Source organism: Ensifer sp. R1-3, assembly GCF_056739175.1.
Genome location: NZ_CP096515.1, coordinates 1,640,681 through 1,662,244 on the forward strand (window position 1 = coordinate 1,640,681; position 21,564 = coordinate 1,662,244).

20 protein-coding genes are annotated in these 21,564 nt (G+C 63.4%); 6 read left to right on the forward strand and 14 right to left on the reverse strand.

Annotation, left to right across the window (positions count from 1 at the left end; all coding sequences use genetic code 11):
- Positions 1 to 48: 48 nt before the first annotated feature.
- From M1D43_RS07930 to M1D43_RS07940, 3 genes are all read right to left on the reverse strand, one after another.
- Positions 49 to 351: an AzlD family protein gene (locus tag M1D43_RS07930; protein WP_003532749.1), complete on the reverse strand. Its 303-nt coding sequence runs from the start codon at positions 349 to 351 to the stop codon at positions 49 to 51.
- Positions 348 to 1,001 carry an AzlC family ABC transporter permease gene (locus tag M1D43_RS07935; RefSeq protein ID WP_153313862.1) on the reverse strand — a complete coding sequence of 218 codons (654 nt, stop codon included), beginning with the start codon at positions 999 to 1,001 and terminating at the stop codon, positions 348 to 350. The genes M1D43_RS07930 and M1D43_RS07935 overlap by 4 nt, the downstream gene beginning before the upstream one ends.
- Before the next feature lie 182 nt (positions 1,002 to 1,183).
- Positions 1,184 to 2,041 (reverse strand): AraC family transcriptional regulator, encoded by an 858-nt coding sequence (locus tag M1D43_RS07940; protein ID WP_153313844.1) that lies wholly within the window; start codon positions 2,039 to 2,041, stop codon positions 1,184 to 1,186.
- Between the two features lie 133 nt (positions 2,042 to 2,174).
- Between M1D43_RS07940 and alr the strand changes: the two genes are divergently transcribed.
- From alr to M1D43_RS07965, 5 genes are all read left to right on the forward strand, one after another.
- On the forward strand, positions 2,175 to 3,314 hold the full coding sequence (gene alr / locus M1D43_RS07945) for an alanine racemase (RefSeq protein ID WP_153313845.1): 1,140 nt from the start codon (positions 2,175 to 2,177) through the stop codon (positions 3,312 to 3,314).
- Between the two features lie 123 nt (positions 3,315 to 3,437).
- Entirely contained in the window at positions 3,438 to 4,841 is a 1,404-nt protein-coding gene (gene radA / locus M1D43_RS07950) for a DNA repair protein RadA (protein ID WP_153313846.1), read from the forward strand.
- Positions 4,842 to 4,909: 68 nt separating this feature from the next.
- Entirely contained in the window at positions 4,910 to 5,509 is a 600-nt protein-coding gene (locus M1D43_RS07955; RefSeq protein WP_003532741.1) for a CvpA family protein, read from the forward strand.
- A 146-nt stretch (positions 5,510 to 5,655) separates the two neighbouring features.
- On the forward strand, positions 5,656 to 7,146 hold the full coding sequence (gene purF / locus M1D43_RS07960) for an amidophosphoribosyltransferase (RefSeq protein ID WP_010969057.1): 1,491 nt from the start codon (positions 5,656 to 5,658) through the stop codon (positions 7,144 to 7,146).
- 11 nt (positions 7,147 to 7,157) lie between these two features.
- Positions 7,158 to 7,898 carry an SDR family NAD(P)-dependent oxidoreductase gene (locus M1D43_RS07965; RefSeq protein ID WP_003532733.1) on the forward strand — a complete coding sequence of 247 codons (741 nt, stop codon included), beginning with the start codon at positions 7,158 to 7,160 and terminating at the stop codon, positions 7,896 to 7,898.
- Positions 7,899 to 8,081: 183 nt separating this feature from the next.
- Here M1D43_RS07965 and pssA read toward each other — a convergent pair whose 3' ends face one another.
- The 4 genes from pssA to M1D43_RS07985 form a co-directional block, all read right to left on the reverse strand.
- Positions 8,082 to 8,951, reverse strand: coding sequence for a CDP-diacylglycerol--serine O-phosphatidyltransferase (pssA, locus tag M1D43_RS07970; protein WP_010969056.1), 870 nt, complete (start codon positions 8,949 to 8,951; stop codon positions 8,082 to 8,084).
- 9 nt (positions 8,952 to 8,960) lie between these two features.
- Positions 8,961 to 9,659, reverse strand: a complete 699-nt coding sequence (locus M1D43_RS07975) for a phosphatidylserine decarboxylase (protein WP_153313847.1) — start codon at positions 9,657 to 9,659, stop codon at positions 8,961 to 8,963.
- Positions 9,660 to 9,764: 105 nt separating this feature from the next.
- The gene (locus tag M1D43_RS07980; protein ID WP_318853639.1) at positions 9,765 to 11,648 is read right to left on the reverse strand and encodes an ABCB family ABC transporter ATP-binding protein/permease; all 1,884 of its coding nucleotides are present in this window, start codon (positions 11,646 to 11,648) and stop codon (positions 9,765 to 9,767) included.
- Positions 11,649 to 11,845: 197 nt separating this feature from the next.
- Entirely contained in the window at positions 11,846 to 13,555 is a 1,710-nt protein-coding gene (locus M1D43_RS07985; protein WP_153320686.1) for a LysM peptidoglycan-binding domain-containing protein, read from the reverse strand.
- Between the two features lie 242 nt (positions 13,556 to 13,797).
- On the opposite strand from M1D43_RS07985, the gene M1D43_RS07990 reads away from it, so the two are divergent.
- Positions 13,798 to 14,415: an LOG family protein gene (locus tag M1D43_RS07990; protein ID WP_003532718.1), complete on the forward strand. Its 618-nt coding sequence runs from the start codon at positions 13,798 to 13,800 to the stop codon at positions 14,413 to 14,415.
- A gap of 71 nt (positions 14,416 to 14,486) precedes the next feature.
- Here the strand turns inward: M1D43_RS07990 and rarD are convergent, their stop codons facing one another.
- The 7 genes from rarD to cysS all read right to left on the reverse strand — a co-directional run bounded on the left by rarD (position 14,487) and on the right by cysS (position 21,178).
- A complete protein-coding gene (gene rarD, locus M1D43_RS07995) occupies positions 14,487 to 15,428 on the reverse strand; it encodes an EamA family transporter RarD (RefSeq protein ID WP_003532716.1) in 942 nt (313 codons plus the stop codon).
- A 213-nt stretch (positions 15,429 to 15,641) separates the two neighbouring features.
- Positions 15,642 to 17,258 carry a citramalate synthase gene (gene cimA / locus M1D43_RS08000; RefSeq protein WP_028012020.1) on the reverse strand — a complete coding sequence of 539 codons (1,617 nt, stop codon included), beginning with the start codon at positions 17,256 to 17,258 and terminating at the stop codon, positions 15,642 to 15,644.
- Between the two features lie 54 nt (positions 17,259 to 17,312).
- Complete coding sequence (gene pip / locus M1D43_RS08005; protein WP_127540033.1) at positions 17,313 to 18,275, reverse strand: prolyl aminopeptidase; 963 nt, start codon at positions 18,273 to 18,275, stop codon at positions 17,313 to 17,315.
- Positions 18,272 to 18,772, reverse strand: coding sequence for a GFA family protein (locus M1D43_RS08010; protein WP_027990372.1), 501 nt, complete (start codon positions 18,770 to 18,772; stop codon positions 18,272 to 18,274). Before M1D43_RS08010 ends, pip begins: the two co-directional genes overlap by 4 nt.
- Positions 18,769 to 19,248 (reverse strand): GFA family protein, encoded by a 480-nt coding sequence (locus tag M1D43_RS08015; protein ID WP_010969050.1) that lies wholly within the window; start codon positions 19,246 to 19,248, stop codon positions 18,769 to 18,771. The genes M1D43_RS08010 and M1D43_RS08015 overlap by 4 nt, the downstream gene beginning before the upstream one ends.
- Positions 19,245 to 19,727 carry a GFA family protein gene (locus M1D43_RS08020; protein ID WP_153313849.1) on the reverse strand — a complete coding sequence of 161 codons (483 nt, stop codon included), beginning with the start codon at positions 19,725 to 19,727 and terminating at the stop codon, positions 19,245 to 19,247. Before M1D43_RS08020 ends, M1D43_RS08015 begins: the two co-directional genes overlap by 4 nt.
- A 50-nt stretch (positions 19,728 to 19,777) precedes the next feature.
- A complete protein-coding gene (gene cysS, locus M1D43_RS08025; protein ID WP_153313850.1) occupies positions 19,778 to 21,178 on the reverse strand; it encodes a cysteine--tRNA ligase in 1,401 nt (466 codons plus the stop codon).
- Positions 21,179 to 21,564 lie beyond the last annotated feature (386 nt).

Here is a 21,564-nt window from a genome sequence, read left to right on the forward strand (position 1 = left end):
CGGGGAGAAGGTGGCCGGCAGGCCGGATGAGGGGCGGATTTGGCCTCTCTACCCCACGAACACCCTCGCAACCGCCACGACAATCACGCCGGCCGCCACGGCCGCGAGCAGCGGCAGCCTCGTGGCGACAAGCGCTGTGGCGAGGGCCGCGAGCGTTTCAGCCGGCCCGGTGACCAACGCCGTCGGCGCGATGACGGCCATCAATACGGCCGGCGGGATCGCCTCCAGCGCCCGCTTCTGCTTCGGACCTATCGTCACGAAACGGATGAGGACAAGACCGCCGAGCCGGGTCAGCACCGTCGCAACGGCCATCGCGGCGATCGCAAGAAACGTGTGCGGATCGAGCGTCATGCGCGGGCTTCCTGACGTTCACCGGTGAAAAGCGCCGCAACGACGCCCGCCGCCGCACCGGCTGCGATGTACCAGACGCCGGGGAGGAACTGGTGTGCGAGGACCGCGGCCGCGGCGCTCGCAGCGAGAATCGCGCCGGTTTCACGTCCCTTCCAGAAGCCCATGACCAGGACGATGAAGACCGCGGGAAACGAAAAATCGAGACCGAGCGCTTTCGGGTCTCCGAGGAATGCGCCGGCGAGCGAGCCGGCAAGACCGGCAAGCACCCAGACCAGATAGAACGGCACCGCAAGGCCCGCATACCAGGCAGGCGTGAGACGCGACTCACCTGCCCGGACCTCGGCCATGGCCCAGATCTCGTCGGCAAGGAGAAGCATCGCGGCATATCTCGCCGGCCCCGAGAAGGCCGGCATCTTCGTGCCGATCGATGCGCTCATCAGAAGATGACGGATATTGACGAGCAGCGCCGAAAATCCGAGAGCGGCCCAGGAGGCGGGATGAGTCCAGATGTCGAGCGCAACGAATTGCGAACCGCCGGCGAAGACCAGCGCGCTCATCATCACGACTTCGAGGCTCGACAGGCCCTTAGTCGCGGCAACGGCCCCGAAAACGAGCCCGATGGGCATCACCGCCACGATGAGCGGTGCCATCGCCCTGAAACCTCCCCAGAATTCCTCGACTGCCCGCGACTTCTTCACGCCTGGGATCTCCCGTACTTGCAACACTAACCTTCTGAAACTACGCACTTCCGGACGGAAAACCGTCACACGCTTTTCCTGGAAGTGCGCCAGGAAGTAACCAGGCAGAAGACCGCCGTCTTGAACGAAAGTGATCAGGCTGAGCGAAAGGCACCCGGCGTGACGCCGGTTCGAGCCTTGAAATGGCGGCTGAAATGCGCCTGATCGGCGAAACCGCAGTGATAGGCGGTGTCCGCCGCAGACCAACCTCTGCGCAGGAGCGCCTTTGCTTCCCGCACCCGCTTGTCGGTGAGAAAAGCATGCGGGGTGATGTGGAATTCCTTTCGGAAGGCGCGGATCAGATGGGCGCGGCTGAGGCCCGCCAGCTTCGCAAGCTCCTCCAGCCCGATATCGTGCGTGTAGTTTTCAACAAGATAATCGCGTGCCCGGTGCACGGCTGAGCTCTCGCGCGTCTGCAGGGGGACGATGATAGCGTTGCCGTGGCGCTCGAAGAGCCTGGCCAGGAACCCGAACATGCTTTCGTCCGCTTCCAGGGTACCGACCTTGCCTTCCAATGCGCGGTGCGCACGATGAAAGCCGAGCGCAAGCTCTCTATCGGTGAGAAGCAGCCGCGAGAAGGACGGCGTTCCCTTGAAGGAGCGGCCGGTCACATCCTCGAGGATCTCGACCAGCAGGTCCGTGGATGGATAGATCATCCGGTAGCGGTAGCCTTCGTGACCCGGATGCCCGTCGTGGATTTCATCTGGATTGATGAGATAGAGATCTCCCGGGCCCGTCTGCGATCGTTCCCCCTTGATCGTGCTGATCTGGGAACCCGCTTCGATCGCACCTATACTGAAGGTGTCGTGCGCGTGCGGCGCGAATTCATGTGTGATGAAGGTCGCGCTCAGGCACTCCATGCCCTTGAAGCGCGGGTCGCGCCAGAAACGGGTCCGCTCGGCTCCCTCGAGCGGCATGGCCTCGATGGCCTTTTCCTGTGAGATCGTTTCCATCGACCGATCTTATCGGGCGAGGAGAGCCTCGTCTTGCATGAAAGTGCTTTCGGCCAGAGCATTGCGTCGGCCGTTTGCGGCAAGGGGCACTTGGATGTATTGCTGCGGATATCGCCCACGCAGAGTTTTCGGTATGCAAAGCCCCGAGTTTCTTTCCGCCTCCAGCAGGCTCACCGTCGACCTCACCGCGCTCGCCGACAATTGGCGGGCGATGAACGAGCGGTCCGGAAAAGCCCGCGCCGCCGCCGTTCTGAAGGCCGATGCCTACGGTCTCGGCGTCGTGCATGCCGCTCCGGCTCTCTATGCCGCCGGGGCGCGCGATTTCTTCGTGGCCAGTGTCGAAGAAGGGGCCGATCTTCGCCCGCTTGTTCCGGATGGGCGAATCTACATTCTCGCGGGAATGTGGCCCGGTAACGAGGAGCTCTTCTTCGAGAACGATCTCGTGCCGATCATCAACTCGGAAGAGCAGCTGGCGGTCTTCATGGCAGCGCTTTCCGAACGGGGCGACCACCCCTGCGTTCTCCACGTCGACACGGGCATGAACCGGCTCGGCCTGTCGCCGGAGGAGGCTCTTGCCCTCGCCCACGACCCTGCGCGGCCTGCGAGTTTCTCGCCGGTCCTCGTCATGAGCCATCTGGCCTGCGCCGACGATCCCGGACACCCGATGAACCGCTATCAGCTTCAGCGTTTCCGCGAGGTGACCGCCGCCTTCGAGGGCGTGCCGGCGAGCCTTGCAAATTCCGGCGGCGTGTTCCTCGGCGCGGACTACCACTTCGACCTCACCCGGCCCGGCATCGCAGTCTATGGCGGCGAAGCGGTAAATGGCGCCGTCAATCCGATGAAAGCGGTCGTCACCGCCGAAGCGCGCATCGTGCAGGTCAGGACGGTTCCATCCGGCGGAACGGCAAGCTACGGCGCCTCGGTCCGCTTCGGCCGCGACAGCCGCATTGCGACGGTCGCGATCGGCTATGCCGACGGCTACCACCGTTCGGTTTCGGGCGGCGGCGTCACCCTCAGACAGGCGATGCCCTCGGGCGCCTTCGGTTTCCTGCATGGTATGAAGGTGCCGCATGTCGGTCGGGTGACTATGGATCTGAGCCTGTTCGATGTCACGGACCTGCCGGAAGCGGCCGTACGTGCCGGCGATTATATCGAGGTCTTCGGGCGCAATGTCGCCATCGACGACGTCGCGCGCGCCGGCGGTACCATCGGCTACGAGCTGCTGACGAGCCTCGGCCGGCGCTATCATCGGACCTATGCCGGAGGCGCTTGAACAAGGCGCAAAGGAATATCGTCCTTTCAAACAGGATTTCGCGGCATTATGTGACCGCCAAGAGTGATTCTCGGGCGGCGGCAATTCCGCCATCTGCCCGCAAACATCCGAAAGCCGACATCTATGGCGAAAGCCCGCACCCAGTTCGTCTGCCAGAATTGCGGCACAGTCCATTCCCGCTGGGTGGGCAAGTGCGACGGCTGCGGCGAGTGGAACACGATCATCGAGGATAATCCCACGGCGGGGATCGGCGGCGGTCCCATGCGCACGCCGAAGAAGGGGCGTCCCGTCGCACTTACGACGCTGTCCGGAGAGATCGAAGACGCGCCGCGCATCCAGACCGGCATTTCGGAACTCGATCGCGTGACCGGCGGCGGCTTCGTTCGCGGATCCGCACTGCTCGTCGGCGGAGATCCGGGCATCGGCAAGTCGACCGTGCTGATGCAGGCGGCCGCGGCACTTGCACGCCGGAAGCACCGGGTGATCTATGTCTCGGGCGAAGAAGCGATCGCCCAGGTCCGCCTGCGTGCTCAGCGGCTCGGCGCCGCCGACAGCGACGTGCTCCTTGCCGCCGAGACGAATGTCGAAGATATTCTCGCGACGCTTTCCGAGGGCAAGCGCCCGGACCTCGTCATCATCGATTCCATCCAGACGCTTTGGAGCGACATCGTCGACTCCGCACCCGGCACGGTGACGCAGGTGCGCACCGGTGTGCAGGCGATGATCCGCTTCGCCAAGCAGACGGGCACGGCGGTCGTGCTGGTCGGCCACGTGACGAAGGAGGGCCAGATCGCCGGCCCCCGCGTCGTCGAGCACATGGTCGATGCCGTCCTTTATTTCGAGGGCGACCGCGGCCATCATTACCGCATCCTCAGGACGGTGAAGAACCGTTTCGGACCGACCGACGAGATCGGCGTTTTCGAAATGTCCGACAAGGGCCTGCGCGAGGTCGCCAACCCGTCGGAGCTGTTTCTCGGCGAACGCAATGCGAAATCGCCGGGTGCAGCGGTTTTCGCCGGCATGGAAGGCACGCGGCCCGTGCTTGTCGAGGTACAGGCGCTGGTCGCGCCGACATCGCTCGGAACGCCGCGCCGCGCGGTGGTCGGCTGGGACTCGGCCCGCCTTTCGATGATCCTCGCCGTGCTGGAAGCCCATTGCGGCATTCGCCTCGGCCAGCACGACGTCTACCTCAATGTCGCGGGTGGCTATCGCATTTCCGAACCGGCGGCCGATCTCGCTGTGGCTTCCGCACTGGTTTCGTCGCTTGCCGGGCTTGCCCTGCCGCCCGATTGCGTCTATTTCGGCGAAGTCAGCTTGTCGGGTGCAGTCCGGCCGGTTGCGCATACCGCCCAACGTCTCAAGGAAGCCGAGAAACTCGGTTTCTCCCAGGCAGTCCTGCCATCTGCATCGACCGAGTTGCCGAAGAACGGCAACGGCCGCTGGAGCGAGATGGAAAGCCTGCCGGATCTGGTGGCGCGTATCGCGGGATCGCGGCGTTCCCTGCAACAGACGAATGACGAGGACTGACGGAATAGCCGCGCCCTGGAGCATCAACGGGATGTGCCGCCTGGCGGTGGAGTCGGAGTAAGGACAACATGCCCATCACAATTCTCGACGGTATCGTTCTCGGCGTCGCGCTGTTTTCAGCCGTCCTCGCGATGGTTCGCGGCTTCTCGCGCGAGGTTCTGTCGGTGGCGAGCTGGGTCGGCGCAGCCGCCGCGGCCTATTTCCTCTATCCGCATCTTCTGCCCTACGCCAGCCAGTACACGACCAGCGGAACGGTCGCGATGATCGGCTCGGCGGCCGTGATCTTCCTGATTGCACTGATCATCATCTCCTTCATCACGATGCGGGTGGCCGACTTCATCATCGACAGCCGCATCGGCGCGCTCGACCGCACGCTCGGCTTCCTGTTCGGGGCCGCTCGCGGCATTCTGCTCGTCGTCGTCGCCATGCTGTTCTTCAACTGGCTCGTGGCGCCGCAGCAGCAGCCCGTCTGGGTGACCCACGCGAAGTCGAAACCGCTGCTCGACAATCTCGGCAATCAGTTGGTAGCGCTCCTGCCGGAAGAGGCCGACGCCACCATTCTCGACCGCTTGCGCGGCAAGGATACGACCGGCGAAGGCGAAAGCGAGACGCCGCCGGCTCAGACGGAACAGGCGCCCGGCGAGGAAGCACCGGCGACGAACGGCTGAGATCGACAGCAAAGTTTGCAATAAAGCCCGCTGTGCGGGCTTTATCCATTTGGAATGACGCTTGTCAGTGTTTTCGGGTAAGATCGCTTGAAGACTGGCGGCCCGATCACGATATGCGCACCGGCACGTAGCAAAGGCGAATTGCGATGACCGATCTCAGATCCAGCGAAATCCATGACGAACTCGACGGCGACACCCTCCATGAGGAGTGCGGCGTTTTCGGCATTCTCGGCCATCCGGACGCCGCCGCGCTGACGGCGCTCGGCCTGCACGCTCTCCAGCATCGAGGGCAGGAAGCCGCCGGTATCGTCACCTTCGACGGGCGGCAGTTCTATTCGGAGCGCCGGATGGGTCTCGTCGGCGACCACTATACCGATCCCACGACGCTCGCGAAGCTGCCCGGTTCGATGTCGATCGGCCATGTACGCTATTCCACCACCGGTGAGACGGTCCTGCGCAACGTCCAGCCGCTGTTTGCCGAGCTGCAGGAAGGCGGAATCGCAATCGCGCACAACGGCAACTTCACGAACGGCCTGACGCTGCGGCGCCAGATCATCGCAGACGGTGCCATCTGTCAGTCGACATCCGACACCGAAGTCGTGCTGCACCTGATCGCGCGGTCGAAACACGTCTCTTCCAGCGATCGCTTCGCCGACGCTATCGCCCAGGTCGAAGGCGGCTATTCGATGCTGGCTCTGACCCGCACCAAGCTGATCGCCGCCCGCGACCCGAACGGCATTCGCCCGCTCGTCATGGGCGAACTCGACGGCAAGCCGATCTTCTGCTCGGAGACCTGCGCGCTGGATATCATCGGCGCCAAATTCGTTCGCGATATCGAGAACGGTGAAATCGTCATCTGCGAAATTCAGCCGGACGGGTCGATCACCATCGATGCCCGCAAGCCGCAGAATCCGCTGCCGGAACGCCTTTGCCTTTTCGAGTACGTCTATTTCGCCCGGCCGGATTCGGTCGTCGGCGGCCGCAACGTCTACGTCGCCCGCAAGAACATGGGCAAGAACCTCGCCATCGAGGCCCCCGTCGAGGCGGATGTCGTGGTGCCCGTTCCGGACGGCGGTACGCCGGCTGCAATCGGCTATGCGCAGGAAAGCGGCATTCCCTTCGAGCTCGGCATCATCCGCAATCACTATGTCGGGCGGACCTTCATCGAGCCGACGCAGCAGATCCGCGCCTTCGGCGTGAAGCTCAAGCATTCTGCGAACCGGGCGATGATCGCCGGCAAGCGCGTCGTGCTCGTCGACGATTCCATCGTCCGCGGCACCACTTCGGTCAAGATCGTCCAGATGATGCGCGAGGCAGGCGCCCGCGAGGTGCATGTGCGCGTCGCGAGCCCGATGATCTTCCACCCGGATTTCTACGGCATCGATACGCCGGACCGTGACAAGCTGCTCGCCAACCAGCATGCCGACCTCGCCTCGATGTGTCGCTTCATCGGCGCCGATTCTCTCGAATTCCTCTCGATCGACGGGCTTTATCGTGCCGTCGGCGGCGAGAAGCGCGACCCGCAGGCGCCGCAGTTCACCGATCACTATTTCACCGGGGACTACCCGACCCGCCTTCTCGACCAGGGGGCAGCGAGCAACGTTCGCAAACTCTCGGTTCTCGCCAGCAACGGATAACGAACAACAACATGACGCCCAATCTGAAAGACCGGATCGCCGTCGTCACCGGCGCATCGCGCGGGATCGGCTACTTCACTGCTCTTGAACTCGCCAAGGCCGGCGCCCACGTCGTCGCCTGCGCCCGCACCCTCGGCGGTCTCGAAGAACTGGACGACGCGATCAAGGCTTTCGGCGGTTCGGCAACGCTCGTCCCCTTCGATCTCTCGGACATGGCCGCCATCGACAAGCTCGGCGGCGCCATAAACGAGCGCTGGGGCAAGCTCGACATCATGGTCGCCAATGCGGGCGTCCTCGGCACGATCTCGCCGATCGGCCATGTGGAAGCCAAGGTCTTCGAAAAGGTGATGGCGATCAATGTCACCGCGACCTGGCGCCTGATCCGGTCGCTCGAGCCGTTGCTCGTCCGTTCGGATGCCGGCCGCGCCCTCATCCTCTCCTCGAGCGCTGCGCACAAGTGCAAGCCCTTCTGGGGGCCCTACTCCGCCTCCAAGGCTGCGGTCGAGGCGCTGGCACGCACCTGGGCCTACGAGACACAGCGCCTGCCGCTGCGCATCCTCAGCGTCGATCCGGGCGCCACGCGCACCGCCATGCGGGCTCAGGCCGTGCCCGGCGAAGATCCGGAGACCCTGCCGCATCCCTCCGAGGTGGCTCAGGCGCTGTTGCCGCTGCTCGGCCGCGAGCAGACCGAGACGGGGAAGCTCTTCATCGTTCGGGAAAAGAAGATCGTCGACTACCGCATGCCGGAATAGGCTGGCGGCACCTCCCCCTCATCCGGCCTGCCGGCCACCTTCTCCCCGCAAGCGGGGCGAAGGGGACTCGCGGTGATGCTCCGCTTCTCGGGCGCTCAAGAGGAAATGGCCATCCAGCAGCTTGTCCCTTCGCCCCGTCACAACGGGGAGAAGGTCGCGGCAGCGGGATGAGGGGCATTCGCCCTATTCGCTATCCCCCGGCAAACCATCGTTCCCGTGACCGCCCGGCCAGTCGCCGTATTTGCGCTGCCAGGAACGGGCGCCGAAGGGCAGGCTCACCAGATAGGCCACCGCAGTCACGACCATCGTCTCCCAGGTATAGGTCATCAGCGTCGCCACGTAGAAGACGACGACCAGAATGACGGGAAGGACCAGATCCCGGCGGACGCGGTTCTCCGACTTGCCGGACCAGACAGGAAGACGGCTGACCATAAGGAAGGCGATCAGGACGGTATAGACCGACGCGATCAGCGCAAATGTCCTTTCCGGCGCAAGACCGAGCAGGCCAAGATAGACGGGCAGCAGAACCAGCATCGCACCGGCCGGCGCCGGAACGCCGACGAAATATTCCGACTGCCAGGACGCCTTGACCTGGCGCTCCGCCATGACGTTGAAGCGCGCCAGCCTCAGACCGACGGCAATGGCGTAGATCAGGGCCGCAATCCAGCCGAGGGAACGCGCCTGATCGAGCAGAAACACGTAGAGGACGAGGGCGGGCGCGACCCCGAAATTGATGATGTCGGCAAGCGAGTCCATCTGGACCCCGAAACTCGAGGTCGCCTTTAGGAGACGCGCGATGCGCCCGTCGATGCCATCGAGGAAAGCGGCAAGGAGCACCATCGCAACCGCGAGCTCGAATCGATTCTCGAATGCCAGCCGGACGCCCGAGAGGCCGGCGCAGATCGCCAGGACCGTGATCATGTTCGGGACCATCAGCCGGAGCGGAATCTCCCGCAATCGGGGCCCCCGGGCCTTGTCGTGCGTGCCGGTGGCGCCCACGTGCTCAGCGGCTTCCGGGATTCCTGCGGATTGTTCGTGGCGGGGCTCTTCCATGACCTGTCCTCACGCGCGCCGGCTGATGACCGGGCCCTTCGCCGATCCGAATTCGGCGAGCACCGTCTCGCCGCCCGTGGCCGTCTGACCGACCGTTACGCGCGGTTCCGCACCGGCAGGCAGGAACACGTCGAGACGCGAGCCGAAGCGGATGAGGCCGAAACGCTCGCCCGCCTCGAGCGACGCGCTCTCGCGCGTCCAGCAGAGGATGCGGCGGGCGACGAGACCGGCGATCTGGACCACGCCGATCTGCCCGTGTTTCGTCTCGATGACGAGGCCGTTGCGCTCGTTTTCCTGGCTCGCCTTGTCCAGCTCGGCATTCACGAACTTGCCGGCACGGTAGGCGATTCGGCGTACCGTGCCGCCCATCGGCGCACGGTTCACGTGGCAGTTGAAGACATTCATGAAGACCGAAATGCGCAGCATCGGCTCCGAGCCGAGGCCCAGTTCCTCAGGCGGCATCACGTTGGCGACCGACGATACGGTGCCGTCCGCCGGGCTGATGACGAGATCGTCGTCGATCGGCGTCATGCGCTCCGGATCGCGGAAGAAATAGGCGCACCAGGCGGTCAGAACGAAGCCGATCCACATCAGCGGCTCCCAGACGAAGCCAAGCGCCAGCGAAACGACAAAGAAAATCGCAATGAAGCGGTAGCCTTCCCTGTGGACCGGTACGAGCGTGTTGCGCACTGTGTCGATCAAACTCATGAACTCTACTCTCCATATTTGCTTTGCGACGTGAACTAGCGCGAATCAGACAGCCCGGCAATGTCGAAGACCGGAGACAGAGGACTCGCGGCAACCTCGTTGTGGTCAGAGCGCCGGCATTCCCCGGTCGACGATGCCGAGATCGTCGCTCTCACGCACGCGCTTCAAGTGTTCCTCGGCCTGCGTTGCCTCGCGCTGGCGGCTCCACATGGAAGCATAAAGTCCGCCGCGGTCGATAAGTTCGCCATGGGTGCCGCGTTCGGCGATCACGCCGTCCTTCAGGACGATGATCTCGTCGGCGTTGATGACCGTCGACAGGCGATGGGCGATGACGAGGGTGGTGCGATTGCGCGACACGATATCCAGCGCAGCCTGGATTTCCTGTTCCGTCTTCGTGTCCAGCGCCGAAGTCGCCTCGTCGAGGATCAGGATCGGCGGCGCCTTCAGGATGGTTCGCGCGATCGCGACGCGCTGTTTCTCGCCGCCCGAAAGCTTCAGCCCGCGCTCGCCCACCATGGCGCGGAAGCCTTCCGGCAGGTCGCGGATGAAATCGGCGATCTGCGCCGCCTCGGCGGCTGCCTCGACCTCCGCATCGCTCGCAGTCACCCGGCCGTAGCGGATGTTGTAGGCGATCGTATCGTTGAAGAGCACCGTGTCCTGCGGCACCATGCCGATCACGGAGCGGAGGCTCTTCTGGGTGACGTCACGCACGTCCTGACCGTCGATGGTGATCGATCCTTCCTGGACATCGTAAAAGCGGTAGAGCAGCCGCGACAGTGTCGACTTGCCGGCTCCTGAGGGGCCGACGACTGCGACCGTCTTTCCGGCGGGCACCTCGAAGCTGATCCCTTTCAGGATCGGCCGTGCCGGATCGTAGGCGAATTGCACGTTCTTGAAGGCGATTGCGCCTTGCTCGATCTTGAGCTCCTTCGCATTCGGCCGGTCGACGACCTCCGCCCGAACGTCGAGCAAATCGAACATATGTTCGATATCGGTCAGGCCCTGGCGGATTTCGCGATAGACGAAACCGATGAAGTTCAGCGGAATCGCGAGCTGGATCAGCATCGCGTTGATGAAGACGAAGTCGCCGATGGTCTGCTCGCCGCGCTGCACGGCGAGCGCCGATATCGTCATCATCACCGCCGTGCCGGCACCGAAAATCAGCGCCTGGCCGAAGTTCAGCCAGCCGAGCGACGTCCAGACCTGCGTCGCGGCCCGCTCGTAGCGCTCCATCGACTTGTCGAAGCGCTTCGCCTCCATCTCCTCGTTGCCGAAATATTTGACGGTCTCGAAGTTGAGCAGCGAATCGATCGCCTTGGTGTTCGCATCGGTGTCGCTGTCGTTCATCGAGCGCCGAATGGCGATGCGCCAGTCGCTCGCACGTACCGTGAACCAGATGTAGAGCCATACCGTGACAGCGGTCACCAGGAGATAGGTGAAGCCGTAGCCCCACCAGAAGATCACCGCCGTCAGGAGGAACTCGATGAGCGTCGGTACGCTGTTGAGGATCGTGAAGCGGACGATCGTCTCGATGCCCTTGGTGCCGCGCTCGATGATGCGCGAAAGCCCGCCCGTGCGCCGCTCGAGATGGAAGCGCAGCGAGAGCTGGTGCATGTGAACGAAGGTCTTGTAGGCAAGCTGCCTGACGGCATGCTGGCCAACACTGGCGAAAAGCGCGTCGCGCAACTGGTTGAGGCCCGCCTGCAGCAAACGGGCGAGGTTATAGGCAAGCACCAGCATGACGGCGCCGGTCAGGAACTGCGGCAGGAAACCGAGCGCGTCGGGCTTGTTGTTGAGCGCATCCGTCGCCCATTTGAAGAAATAAGGGACGAGAACGAGCACTGCCTTGGCGATCACCAGGATCACCGTCGCCCAGACCACCCTCAGTTTCAGATCGATGCGGTCCGCCGGCCACATGTATGGCCACAGATTCGCTATGGTTTCGATCGGATTGGCACTGTCGGCGGAAACCGTCTTCTTCTGCGCCACGTCTCTGTCCGCTTCATTTTTGTTGACGAAGACCGCAGGCGAGCCGCAGCCGAGATCACGTTTTTCTCTAGCGCGTCTTCGTCCCACACCAGCTTCAATGAAAAGCGGCGCCTTTTAAGGAAGACGCCGCTTTTCCTGACAGATAGGCCCGGCTTCCCGCCGACGCAATGGAAGCGCCGGCAAAAGAAGGGCGAAACTCAGTGCCGCATATGCTTGCGGTGGACTTCCCGCGATTCCTCCTCGGAAAGCGCCTCGTCCGGAACCCCGAAGACCTGGCCCGGACGGATCAGGTCGGGATTTTCGATCTGCTCGCGGTTCGCAAGGTAGATCGTGGTGTAGCGCAGACCGGCACCGTAGACGCGGCGCGAGATTTGCCACAGCGTATCACCGCGGCGGATGATCACCGACGTCTTGCTTTCCTTGAGCGGTGCCTGCTCGATGGTGGCCGGCTGTTCCTTCGCCGCATCCGAAGCCGGCGCCGCCGCCTGTTCGACCACGGTTGCGTTTGTCTCGCCCGCTGCCGAAGGCTCCGGCTGCTTCGAGGCATCGTTCGCCTGCACCGCCAAGGGCTCGGCGGATGCCACCGAGGTGCCGACATTCTGGCGCGTCAATGCGGACCCAAGAGCGCCATCGACCTTCTCCACCGCCGCTGCGACGCTTGACGGGTCCTGCGGCGCAGCCTTGAGCGCGTCCAGCGCCGTTGTCGCCGCCTTGGACGCTTCAGCGGCGGCCGCCGCCAAATCGGCATCGGAGCCGTCGGCCGGCTTGAATTCGGCCAGCGACTGGAGGGCGAATTCGGTTGCCGAGCGGGCCGCGGCGAGCTGCTCCATGGAAGGCTGCTTCCCGTCGGCAAAAAGCGCTTTCAAGAGGGTCAGTGCCTTGCCCGCTTCCGCCTTCAAACGGTCGAGACCCGTCGTGGGTGCTGCAAGCGTCGAACCGGCGATGGCGGCAACCTGCGCACCTGCCGGCCGGTCGAACGGCACGGAGGCACGCATCGCCACCTTGCTCGCATCTTCGTTCATCATATCGGCGCGGATGATATGGCTGCCGACCGAGAGCTCGATCAAGCCGTCGACGACAAAATGTCCCTTGTTGTCGGCTTTCACCTCACCCAGCAGCTTGTCGTCCGCGTAAATGCGGACAAGGGCGCCGGGCTTGGCGTTGCCTGCGACATACATCATGCCGCCTTCGATCTCGACCGCCGTCACCTGCAGCCCGGGAATGGTTGCCGGAGAGGCGGGAGAAACGGAAGCCCCGCCGGGCTCGCCGGCCGGTACCGTGCCCGGCTCGGCGGCTGCCTGCATCGGCTTCGGCTCAGCTTCCGGCGTCGTGATCAGCCGGCTCGCCTTGCCGGCCTTGGATACCATTGCCAGCAGCTGCCCGCTCGAATCCTTAGGAACCGAAACAGTCGCAACCTCCTCCGACGTCTTGCTGTGTCCGCCTGAGCCGACGCTTCTGAGCGTCAGTTGGTGGTCGCCTGCCGAGAGCGGCTTGTCGAAGACGGCGGCAAAATCGCCGCCCGCGCCGACATTGGCGGTGCCGACGACCGTGTCGCCGCTCAGGATCTCGAGCTTCGTGCCGGGCTGGGCTCTGCCCGCGACGACCGTCGAGCCGTCCGGTTCGACGCGCAGGACGTCAAACCCCGGAACCGTCCAGTTCGCCACCGGGTCGGATGCGGCCGCATTGCCGCCGGAGGCCGCCGTCGCCTGTTGCGCTGCGTTGCCTTGCAGGGCGGACGGATCGGTCTTCGTTGCCGCCGCCGTTTGGCCGGGCTGCTCGCCTGCGCCGGATTGGGCCACCGCCCCTTTGTCGCTGTCACGCAGATTCGGCTGAACCACAAAGATCATCAATGCGGTCGCGATTGCCAGGACGCCAAGGGCCACCCAGCTGGCCTTATTCTTAATCATGCCACTCTCCACAGGGCGGAGCGCCTTTATGCTCCCCGCATGCCCCACCGGCCGGCGCTGCGGCGCCAGGTGCATTATAGCGCAACCGCAGCACACTGTCCGAATTCTTCAATGTATTACTGAAATTGCTAACGTTTCTTATAGTTCTATACAAGCGCTCACTATGATTCCGACGCTCGACAGCCGGAGATTTTTCGTCCATTTTCCTTGACCCGTGCTGCACTGCAATCTCTGGTGGGACCATGAACAAGGAAACCACGCCGATTCTATCCGTTTGCGTTTATTGCGGTTCTCAGCCCGGGCGTGACGACGCCCACATCCAGGCCGGCCGCACCCTCGGCAAATCGATCGCCGATCATGGCCTGCGCCTCGTCTATGGCGGCGGCACGCGCGGGATCATGGGCGCCGTGGCAAGCGGCGTGCTTTCATCCGGCGGACACGTCACCGGCATCATTCCGGAATTCCTGATGGACAAGGAAGCGACGCGTCACTCGCTGGGCCAGCTGAACGAACTGATCGTTACCGCCGACATGCACGAGCGCAAGCACAAGATGTTCGAGCGCGCCGACGCCTTCGTCGCCCTTCCGGGCGGGATCGGCACGCTCGAGGAGATCGTCGAAATCATGACCTGGGCGCAGCTCGGCCGCCACAGGAAGCCGATGGTCTTCGGCAATGTCAACGGCTTCTGGGATCCGATGCTGGAGCTGATCGACCACATGCGCGACCAGGGATTCGTCCACACGGCGCATCTCGTGCAGCCGCTGGTGATCGACCGGGCGGAAGACATCGTCCCCGGCATCCTTGCCTCGGTTCGCGCCAACGGGCGCGAGGGCGAAGCCGAGATCATCTCCAGGCTCTGATCTAGTGCGGGATGAGGAACAGTGTGTGCGGTTTTCCGCCCGCATCCCGCTCTAACTTCAAACTCTGCCGATCATTCGGCCGGCGTCGGTTGAGCCGCTCGCCGCGCCCTGCTCTCCGCAAGCATCGCTCCCGAATAGATGAAGAGCGCGGCCCAGATCAGGGCGAAGGCGACGAGTTTTGCCGTTCCAAAGGGTTCGTGGAAAACGAAGACGGCGATCAGGAAGATCATCGTCGGAGCGATGTATTGCATGATCCCGATCGTCGAAAGCCGGAGCAGCTTCGCGCCATTGGCATAGATCATCAGCGGCACGGCGGTGACGATCCCGCAGGCGAGGAGCAGCAGGACATCCGTCATGTTGGAGTCGCCGAGGAAGTGGCCCTGCCCCGTCGCCTCGAGCCAGATGACGTAGCCCGCAGCCGGGATGCTGAGCAGCAGGACTTCGAGGAAGAAGCCCTGGTTCGGCCCGACCGGCAGCGTCTTCCGGAAGAACGCGTAGAAACCCCAGGAAAAGCACAGCCCGATCGAAACCCAGGGAAGACCGCCCGCGTCGAAGGCAAGCACGCCCACGGCGAGCGCGGCGAGGCCGATCGCCACCATCTGCGCCGGATTTGGCCTCTCCTTCAGCAGCAGCGCACCGAGGAAGATGGAGAACAGAGGGTTGATATAGTAGCCGAGCGCCGTCTCGATCGCCCGGCCCGCGCCGATCGCCCAGACATAGATGCCCCAGTTGATCGTGATGAGAGCCGCCGTGACCGTCGCCATCATCAGCACGCGTGGAGAGCGCAGCGCAACCTTCACGTCCTGCGTGCGGCCGAGCCACACGAGCACGAGTCCTGCGAGCGGCACCGACCAGACGATACGATGCGCCACGACTTCGGCCGCAGGGATATGCGAAACCGCCTTCATGAAGAAAGGCAGGAAACCCCACAACAGGTAGGCTGCCAGCGCGAAGGCGAAACCTTTCGGGGAATCGACATTCTCTGCGGGCAAATTCGCGTTCGGCTCAGCCATGATTTTGATCCTGAAATTCCACCGGAGCTAAGCGGGAAGCGCTCCGGTCGCAATCGACGGCCAACCCTCTCGGGAGCAATTGCCGTCAGTCCTCCTGCGTCCTACTCCAACGGACGGTGATGCACCAATTCATTTCCGTGAACCGATGGATGAACGGCGTTGATGCGAACGGAGCTGGATATCCCGCGCAACCCAACATCATCGTGATCCAAACTACTCGGCCGCGATCGATCCGACCTGATCGCGGTTTTTGAGCAGCTTGTAGACGATACTGTCCATCAATGCCTGAAATGAGGCGTCGATGATGTTGTCGGATACGCCGACCGTCCACCAGCGCGCCCCTGAGCGGTCCGTCGATTCGATCAGGACGCGGGTGACGGCCTCCGTGCCGCCGTTGAGGATGCGCACCTTGTAATCGGCAAGTTCCAGATCGGCGATCTCGGACTGGTACTTGCCGAGATCCTTGCGAAGCGCGAGGTCGAGCGCGTTGACCGGGCCATGCCCCTCGGCGACCGACATCATCGTTTCGCCGTCGACGATCACCCTGACCACGGCCTCCGATACCGTCTTCAGCTTGCCGTTCGCGTCGAAGCGGCGCTCGACCATCACCCGGAAGCTCTCCACCCGGAAAAAATCGGGCACGGTGCCGAGAATGCGGCTCGCGAGCAGCGCGAAGCTCGCATCCGCACCTTCATAGGCATAGCCCGTCGCCTCGCGTTCCTTGACGATCGAGATCAGCTTGTCGAGCCGCGGATCGTCCTTGGAGACCGTGATGCCGCGCCGCTTGAGAGCATTGATGAAGTTGGCCTTGCCTCCCTGATCGGAGACCATGACCTTGCGCAGGTTGCCGACGCTTTCCGGCGCGACATGCTCGTAGGTCCTCGGGTCCTTGAGCAATGCGGAGGCGTGGATGCCGGCCTTGGTGGCAAAAGCCGAAGCGCCGACATAGGGGGCCTGGGGATCCGGAGAGCGGTTGAGCAACTCGTCGAAGGCATGGGCGAGCTTGGTCAGTTCCTGGAGCCTCTCGGCATCGATTCCCGTCTCGAAACGGCTCGAATAGGTTTCCTTCAGGGCAAGCGTCGCAATCAGCGTCACGAGATTGGCATTGCCGCAGCGTTCGCCGATGCCGTTGAGCGTGCCCTGGATCTGACGAACGCCGGCTTCCACCGCAGCCAGCGAGTTGGCCACCGCCTGCCCCGTATCATTATGCGCATGGATGCCGAGATTTGCACCGGGCACTCCCTCCGCAATCACGGCCGAGACGATCTCGCGGATCTCGGGAGGCTGCGTGCCGCCATTCGTGTCGCAAAGCACGACCCAGCGCGCGCCGGCCTCGAAAGCCGTTTTCGCGCAGGCGAGCGCATAGGCCGGGTTCGCCTTGTAGCCGTCGAAGAAATGCTCGCAATCGACCATCGCCTCGCGGCCGGAAGCCACGACCGCCTCCACGGAAGCGCGGATATTGTCGAGATTTTCCTCGTTCGTACAGCCGAGCGCCACCTCGACATGATAATCCCAGCTCTTGGCGACAAGACAGATCGCATCGCTCTTGGCGCTCAGCAGCGCGCTCAGGCCCGGGTCGTTGGAGGCGGAGACGCCGGCGCGCTTGGTCATGCCGAAGGCGACGAAGGAGGCCTTGTCGGTGCGCCGGCACTTGAAGAACTCCGTATCCGTGGGATTGGCGCCGGGATATCCGCCCTCGACATAATCCATGCCGAATTGATCAAGCAGCGACGCAATCGCGATCTTGTCCTCGACGGAAAAGTCGATGCCGGGCGTCTGCTGCCCGTCCCGAAGCGTCGTGTCGAAGAGATAGATGCGTTCCCTGGTCATGTCTCGATTTCCAACGTACAGATCACTGATCGTTTGCGGGTCTTCCTACCCGCCCTATTCGGCCTTGCCGGCGAATTTATCGGTCGCCCGGATGAGCCGGTCGAGAATGCCCGGCTCCGAATAGGCATGCCCCGCCCCCTCGATGAGGTGGAATTCGGCTTGCGGCCAGGCCTTGTGCAACTGCCAGGCATATTTCGCCGGGCACGGCATGTCGTAGCGGCCGTGCACGATGACCCCCGGAATTCCGTGGAGCTTGTGGGCATCGCGCAGCAATTGCCCCTCTTCCAGCCAGCCGGCATTGACGAAGAAATGGTTTTCGATGCGGGCGAACGCATGAGCGAATTCGTCTTCCTCGAAGGGCGTACTGGTGGCCGGCTCCGGCAGAAGGGTGATCGTCTCCCCCTCCCAGATGCTCCAGGCCCTGGCCGCCGCAAGCCGCGTCGCACGGTCCTCGCTTGTCAGGCGGCGGTGATAGGCCCGCATCATCTCGTGGCGTTCTTCCGGCGGGATCGGCGCGACGAAGCGTTCCCACTTTTCGGGGAACATTTCCGAGACGCCGAACTGATAGTACCAGTCGAGCTCGGCCTTGGTCAGGGTGTAAATGCCCCTGACGACGAGCTCGGTTACCCGCTCAGGATAGGTCTCGGCATAGGCCAACGCCAGCGTCGAGCCCCAGGAGCCGCCAAAGACGAGCCACTTGCCGACCCCGGCAAATTCCCGCAGCCGTTCGATATCGGCCACGAGGTGCCAGGTCGTGTTGGCCTCTATCTTTGCATGCGGCGTCGACCTGCCGCAGCCGCGCTGGTCGAACAGCATCACATCGTAGAGCGACGGATCGAAGAGCCGGCGGTGGTTCGGCGAAATCGTACCGCCCGGGCCGCCGTGGAGGAAGACCGCCGGCTTGGCGCCGGGCGTGCCCACCCGTTCCCAATAAATCGAATGGCCATCGCCGACATCGAGGTGCCCGGATGCATAGGGCTCGATCTCGGGATAGAGGGTACGCAATGGAGAACTCACGATAGATCTTCCTCGGGCGGCCAGTGCACCGTGTCGTAGTCGGGATGCTGGCGGTTGGATTCCAGGACTATGAGATGGCGCTCGGCAGCCGCTTCGCTGCCGTCGTCCGTCTCTTTTTCGGCGAGCTGCGGCAGATGCGAAAACCAGAACATCCGCGACTCGACGCCGGACTGGTAGACCGGCTGGACGTCATCCGGATCGTCGAGCGAACCGAGCGCGATGTTCAGGAAGCTCGCATCCGGCATGTCGTAGAAGAGCGGCGTCCCGCAATCGCGGCAAAAGCCGCGGCGCACGAGATCGGACGAACGGTACCAGGCGGGCTGGCCGCGCGTGATGCGGAAGCCTTCGCGCGCGATATTGGCGAGCGGCAGAAAGTAGTTGCCCGCCGCTTTCTGGCACATGCGGCAATGACAGATATGCGGATCGCCCAGCGTGCCCTCGGCGCGGTAGCGCACCGCGCCGCACTGGCAACCGCCGGTGAAGATGCGTCCGATCATCGTGCCCAGACTCCGCCCGGAGGCCACTGCTCCGTCTCATGGTCCGGATGCTGAAACGAGATGATCTGCTCCTGCCGCCCGTAATAGTCGGGATCGTCGTGAACCGGCTGCTCGAAGATCGATTCGACCCAGGGAAGCCGGGACTGGTAATTGACCTGGATTTTCGGCGCGAGATCGGAGCGGTCGTCGAAGGCGCCTATGGCGATTTCGAGGCCGCCGGGATGCCGATAGGTCAGCGGCGTGCCGCATTTCGGGCAGAAGCCGCGATCGATATTGACTGACGACTGAAAGTAGCTCGGCTCGTCACGGGTCCACTCGACCCCGTCCTTCGGCGCCGTCACCAAGGCGGAGAAGAAAGAGCCGAACTGCTTCTGGCACATGCGGCAATGGCAGATCGAGGGGCGCCCGAGCTCTCCGCGGATGCGGAAGCGGACGGCCCCGCACTGGCAACCTCCAGTCCTGACGGCAGTGTTCATCCTCTTTCCTCCGGTGGCCAGGTTTCGGTGTCGTGGTCGGGGTGCTGATAGGAAACGAGATCGGCAAGAAACGAGACAGCCTCGGGGTCGGCCATCGTCTCTTCGCCGGGCAGCTTGGATACGTGATCGACATAGGGCAGTTTCCCTTCGACGCCCCATTGGATGGTCGGCGCGATGCCTTCCGGCCTGTCGAATGCAGCGATCGCGAACGCCATGCCATCCGGCGCCTCGTAGGTCAGCGGTGTTCCGCAGTCGCCGCAGAAGCCGCGCCAGACCACATTCGAGGACCGGAAGCGCTTGCGCTCGCCGCGGGTCCATACGAGCTTCGCGCCGCGTACGGAAACGAGCGGCAGGTAGAAATTGCCGCTCGCCTTCTGACACATGCGGCAATGGCAGACGGAAGCATCGCCGAGTTTGCCCTCGACGCGGAAACGGACCGCACCACACTGGCATCCGCCCGTATTGATCTCGTCAGCCATATCGCCCTCCTCTTTCCTCCGGCGTGCCGGCAGCGCCATCATCCTTAAAACTAGACCTGAGACCGCTTCACCTCCCAGGTGGTCACTCTTTCGCCGGTCTCGGGATCCTTGCCGTCCTTGAGCTGGATGCCTCTGGCCAGGAGATCGGCACGGATGCCGTCGGCCTCCGCGTAGTTCTTGGCCTTCAGAAGCTCCAGGCGCTCACGTACACGGCCGTCGATCTCGTGAACGACCGCCTCGTCGAGTTCGACCTCCTTCGGCACCACGCCGAGAAGCGCCGCGCTCGCGGCGAAGGTCCCGAGATGGCGCGAGTCGGCGGAAGCCTTTTGCGCCAGCGCATGCAGCGCCTGAATGGCGGCCACGGTATTGAGGTCGTCCGCGAGGGCGGTGACGACGGCCGGGTCCGCCTCGCCTGCAGCGTCGCCGTAAACCGGCCATTTCGACAGCAGATGCTCGGCCTCCTCCAGCCGCTTGATCGAGAAGTCGATCGGCTCGCGGTAATGGGTCATCAGCATCGCCAGCCGAAGCACCTCGCCCGGCCATTTGCGGCCGCCGAATTTTTCCGTGTGAAGAAGCTCGTAGATGGTGATGAAATTGCCCTCGGACTTCGACATCTTGCGGCCTTCGACCTGCAGGAAGCCGTTGTGCATCCAGACATTCGCCATCACCTCGGTGCCGTGGGCGCAACGCGACTGGGCGATCTCGTTCTCGTGATGCGGGAAAATCAGGTCGATGCCGCCGCCGTGGATGTCGAAGACGTCGCCGAGATAGCGCCCGCTCATCGCCGAGCATTCGATGTGCCAGCCGGGTCGCCCGCGACCCCAGGGGCTATCCCAGCCCGGCTCGTGCTCGGCGGAGAGCTTCCAGAGCACGAAATCGCCCGGGTTTTTCTTGTGCGCTTCGACGGCGACGCGGGCACCGGCCTGCTGCTCGTCGAGATTGCGCTTGGAGAGCTGGCCGTAATCGTCCATCGACCGCGTATCGAAGAGGACTTCCCCCTCGGCCTCGTAGGCATGGCCCTTGGCGATCAGCTCTTCGATGATCTCGATCATCCCGGCGATGTTTTCGGTCGCGCGCGGTTGCACGGTGGGATCCAGGCAGCCGAGCACAGTCGCATCTTCCAGGAATTGCGTCTCGGTCTTCTCGGTCACATGACGGATCGCCTCGTTCAGCGGCAGCCCGGGATAGTCGCGCAATGCCCGCGCGTTGATCTTGTCGTCCACATCGGTGATGTTGCGGGCATAGGTGACGTGATCCGCGCCATAGACGTGACGAAGCAGCCGGAACAGGACGTCGAAGACGATGATCGGCCGTGCATTGCCGATATGGGCGTAGTCGTAGACCGTCGGGCCGCAGACATACATGCGGACGTTCTGAGGGTCGATCGGCCGAAAATCGGCCTTTTCCCGCGTCAGCGTGTTGTACAGCTTCAAAATCGGCATTCCGCCCATCCCAGATCTCCAAGTCTGCATGCAGCCGTCGCAATATAATCGCCGGGTGGCCCCGCGCGTTTGTCATCTTGGATTCATGGAGACGAAAACGGCCAGGCCAGCGGATCGCTAGCGAATAATGTTCCGGCAAATAATGCAGATAACCGTTTTCATGGCGACCCTTATCGCGCGTCGCCCGGCGCCGGTCAAGAGGCGAGCCACGTGCAAGCGAAAGTCGTCAATCTGCAACCATGACGGCCATGGATTTGTCACGATTTGGCTTATCTGGAAATCATCGGAGGGGAAGGAGATTCGCGAATGCAGCCCGATACTGCATCAGGTCCTGTTTCCCGAGGAACAACAGGGACATGGTTTTCGTTGAAAATTCACGAGGGCTAATGTTCCCA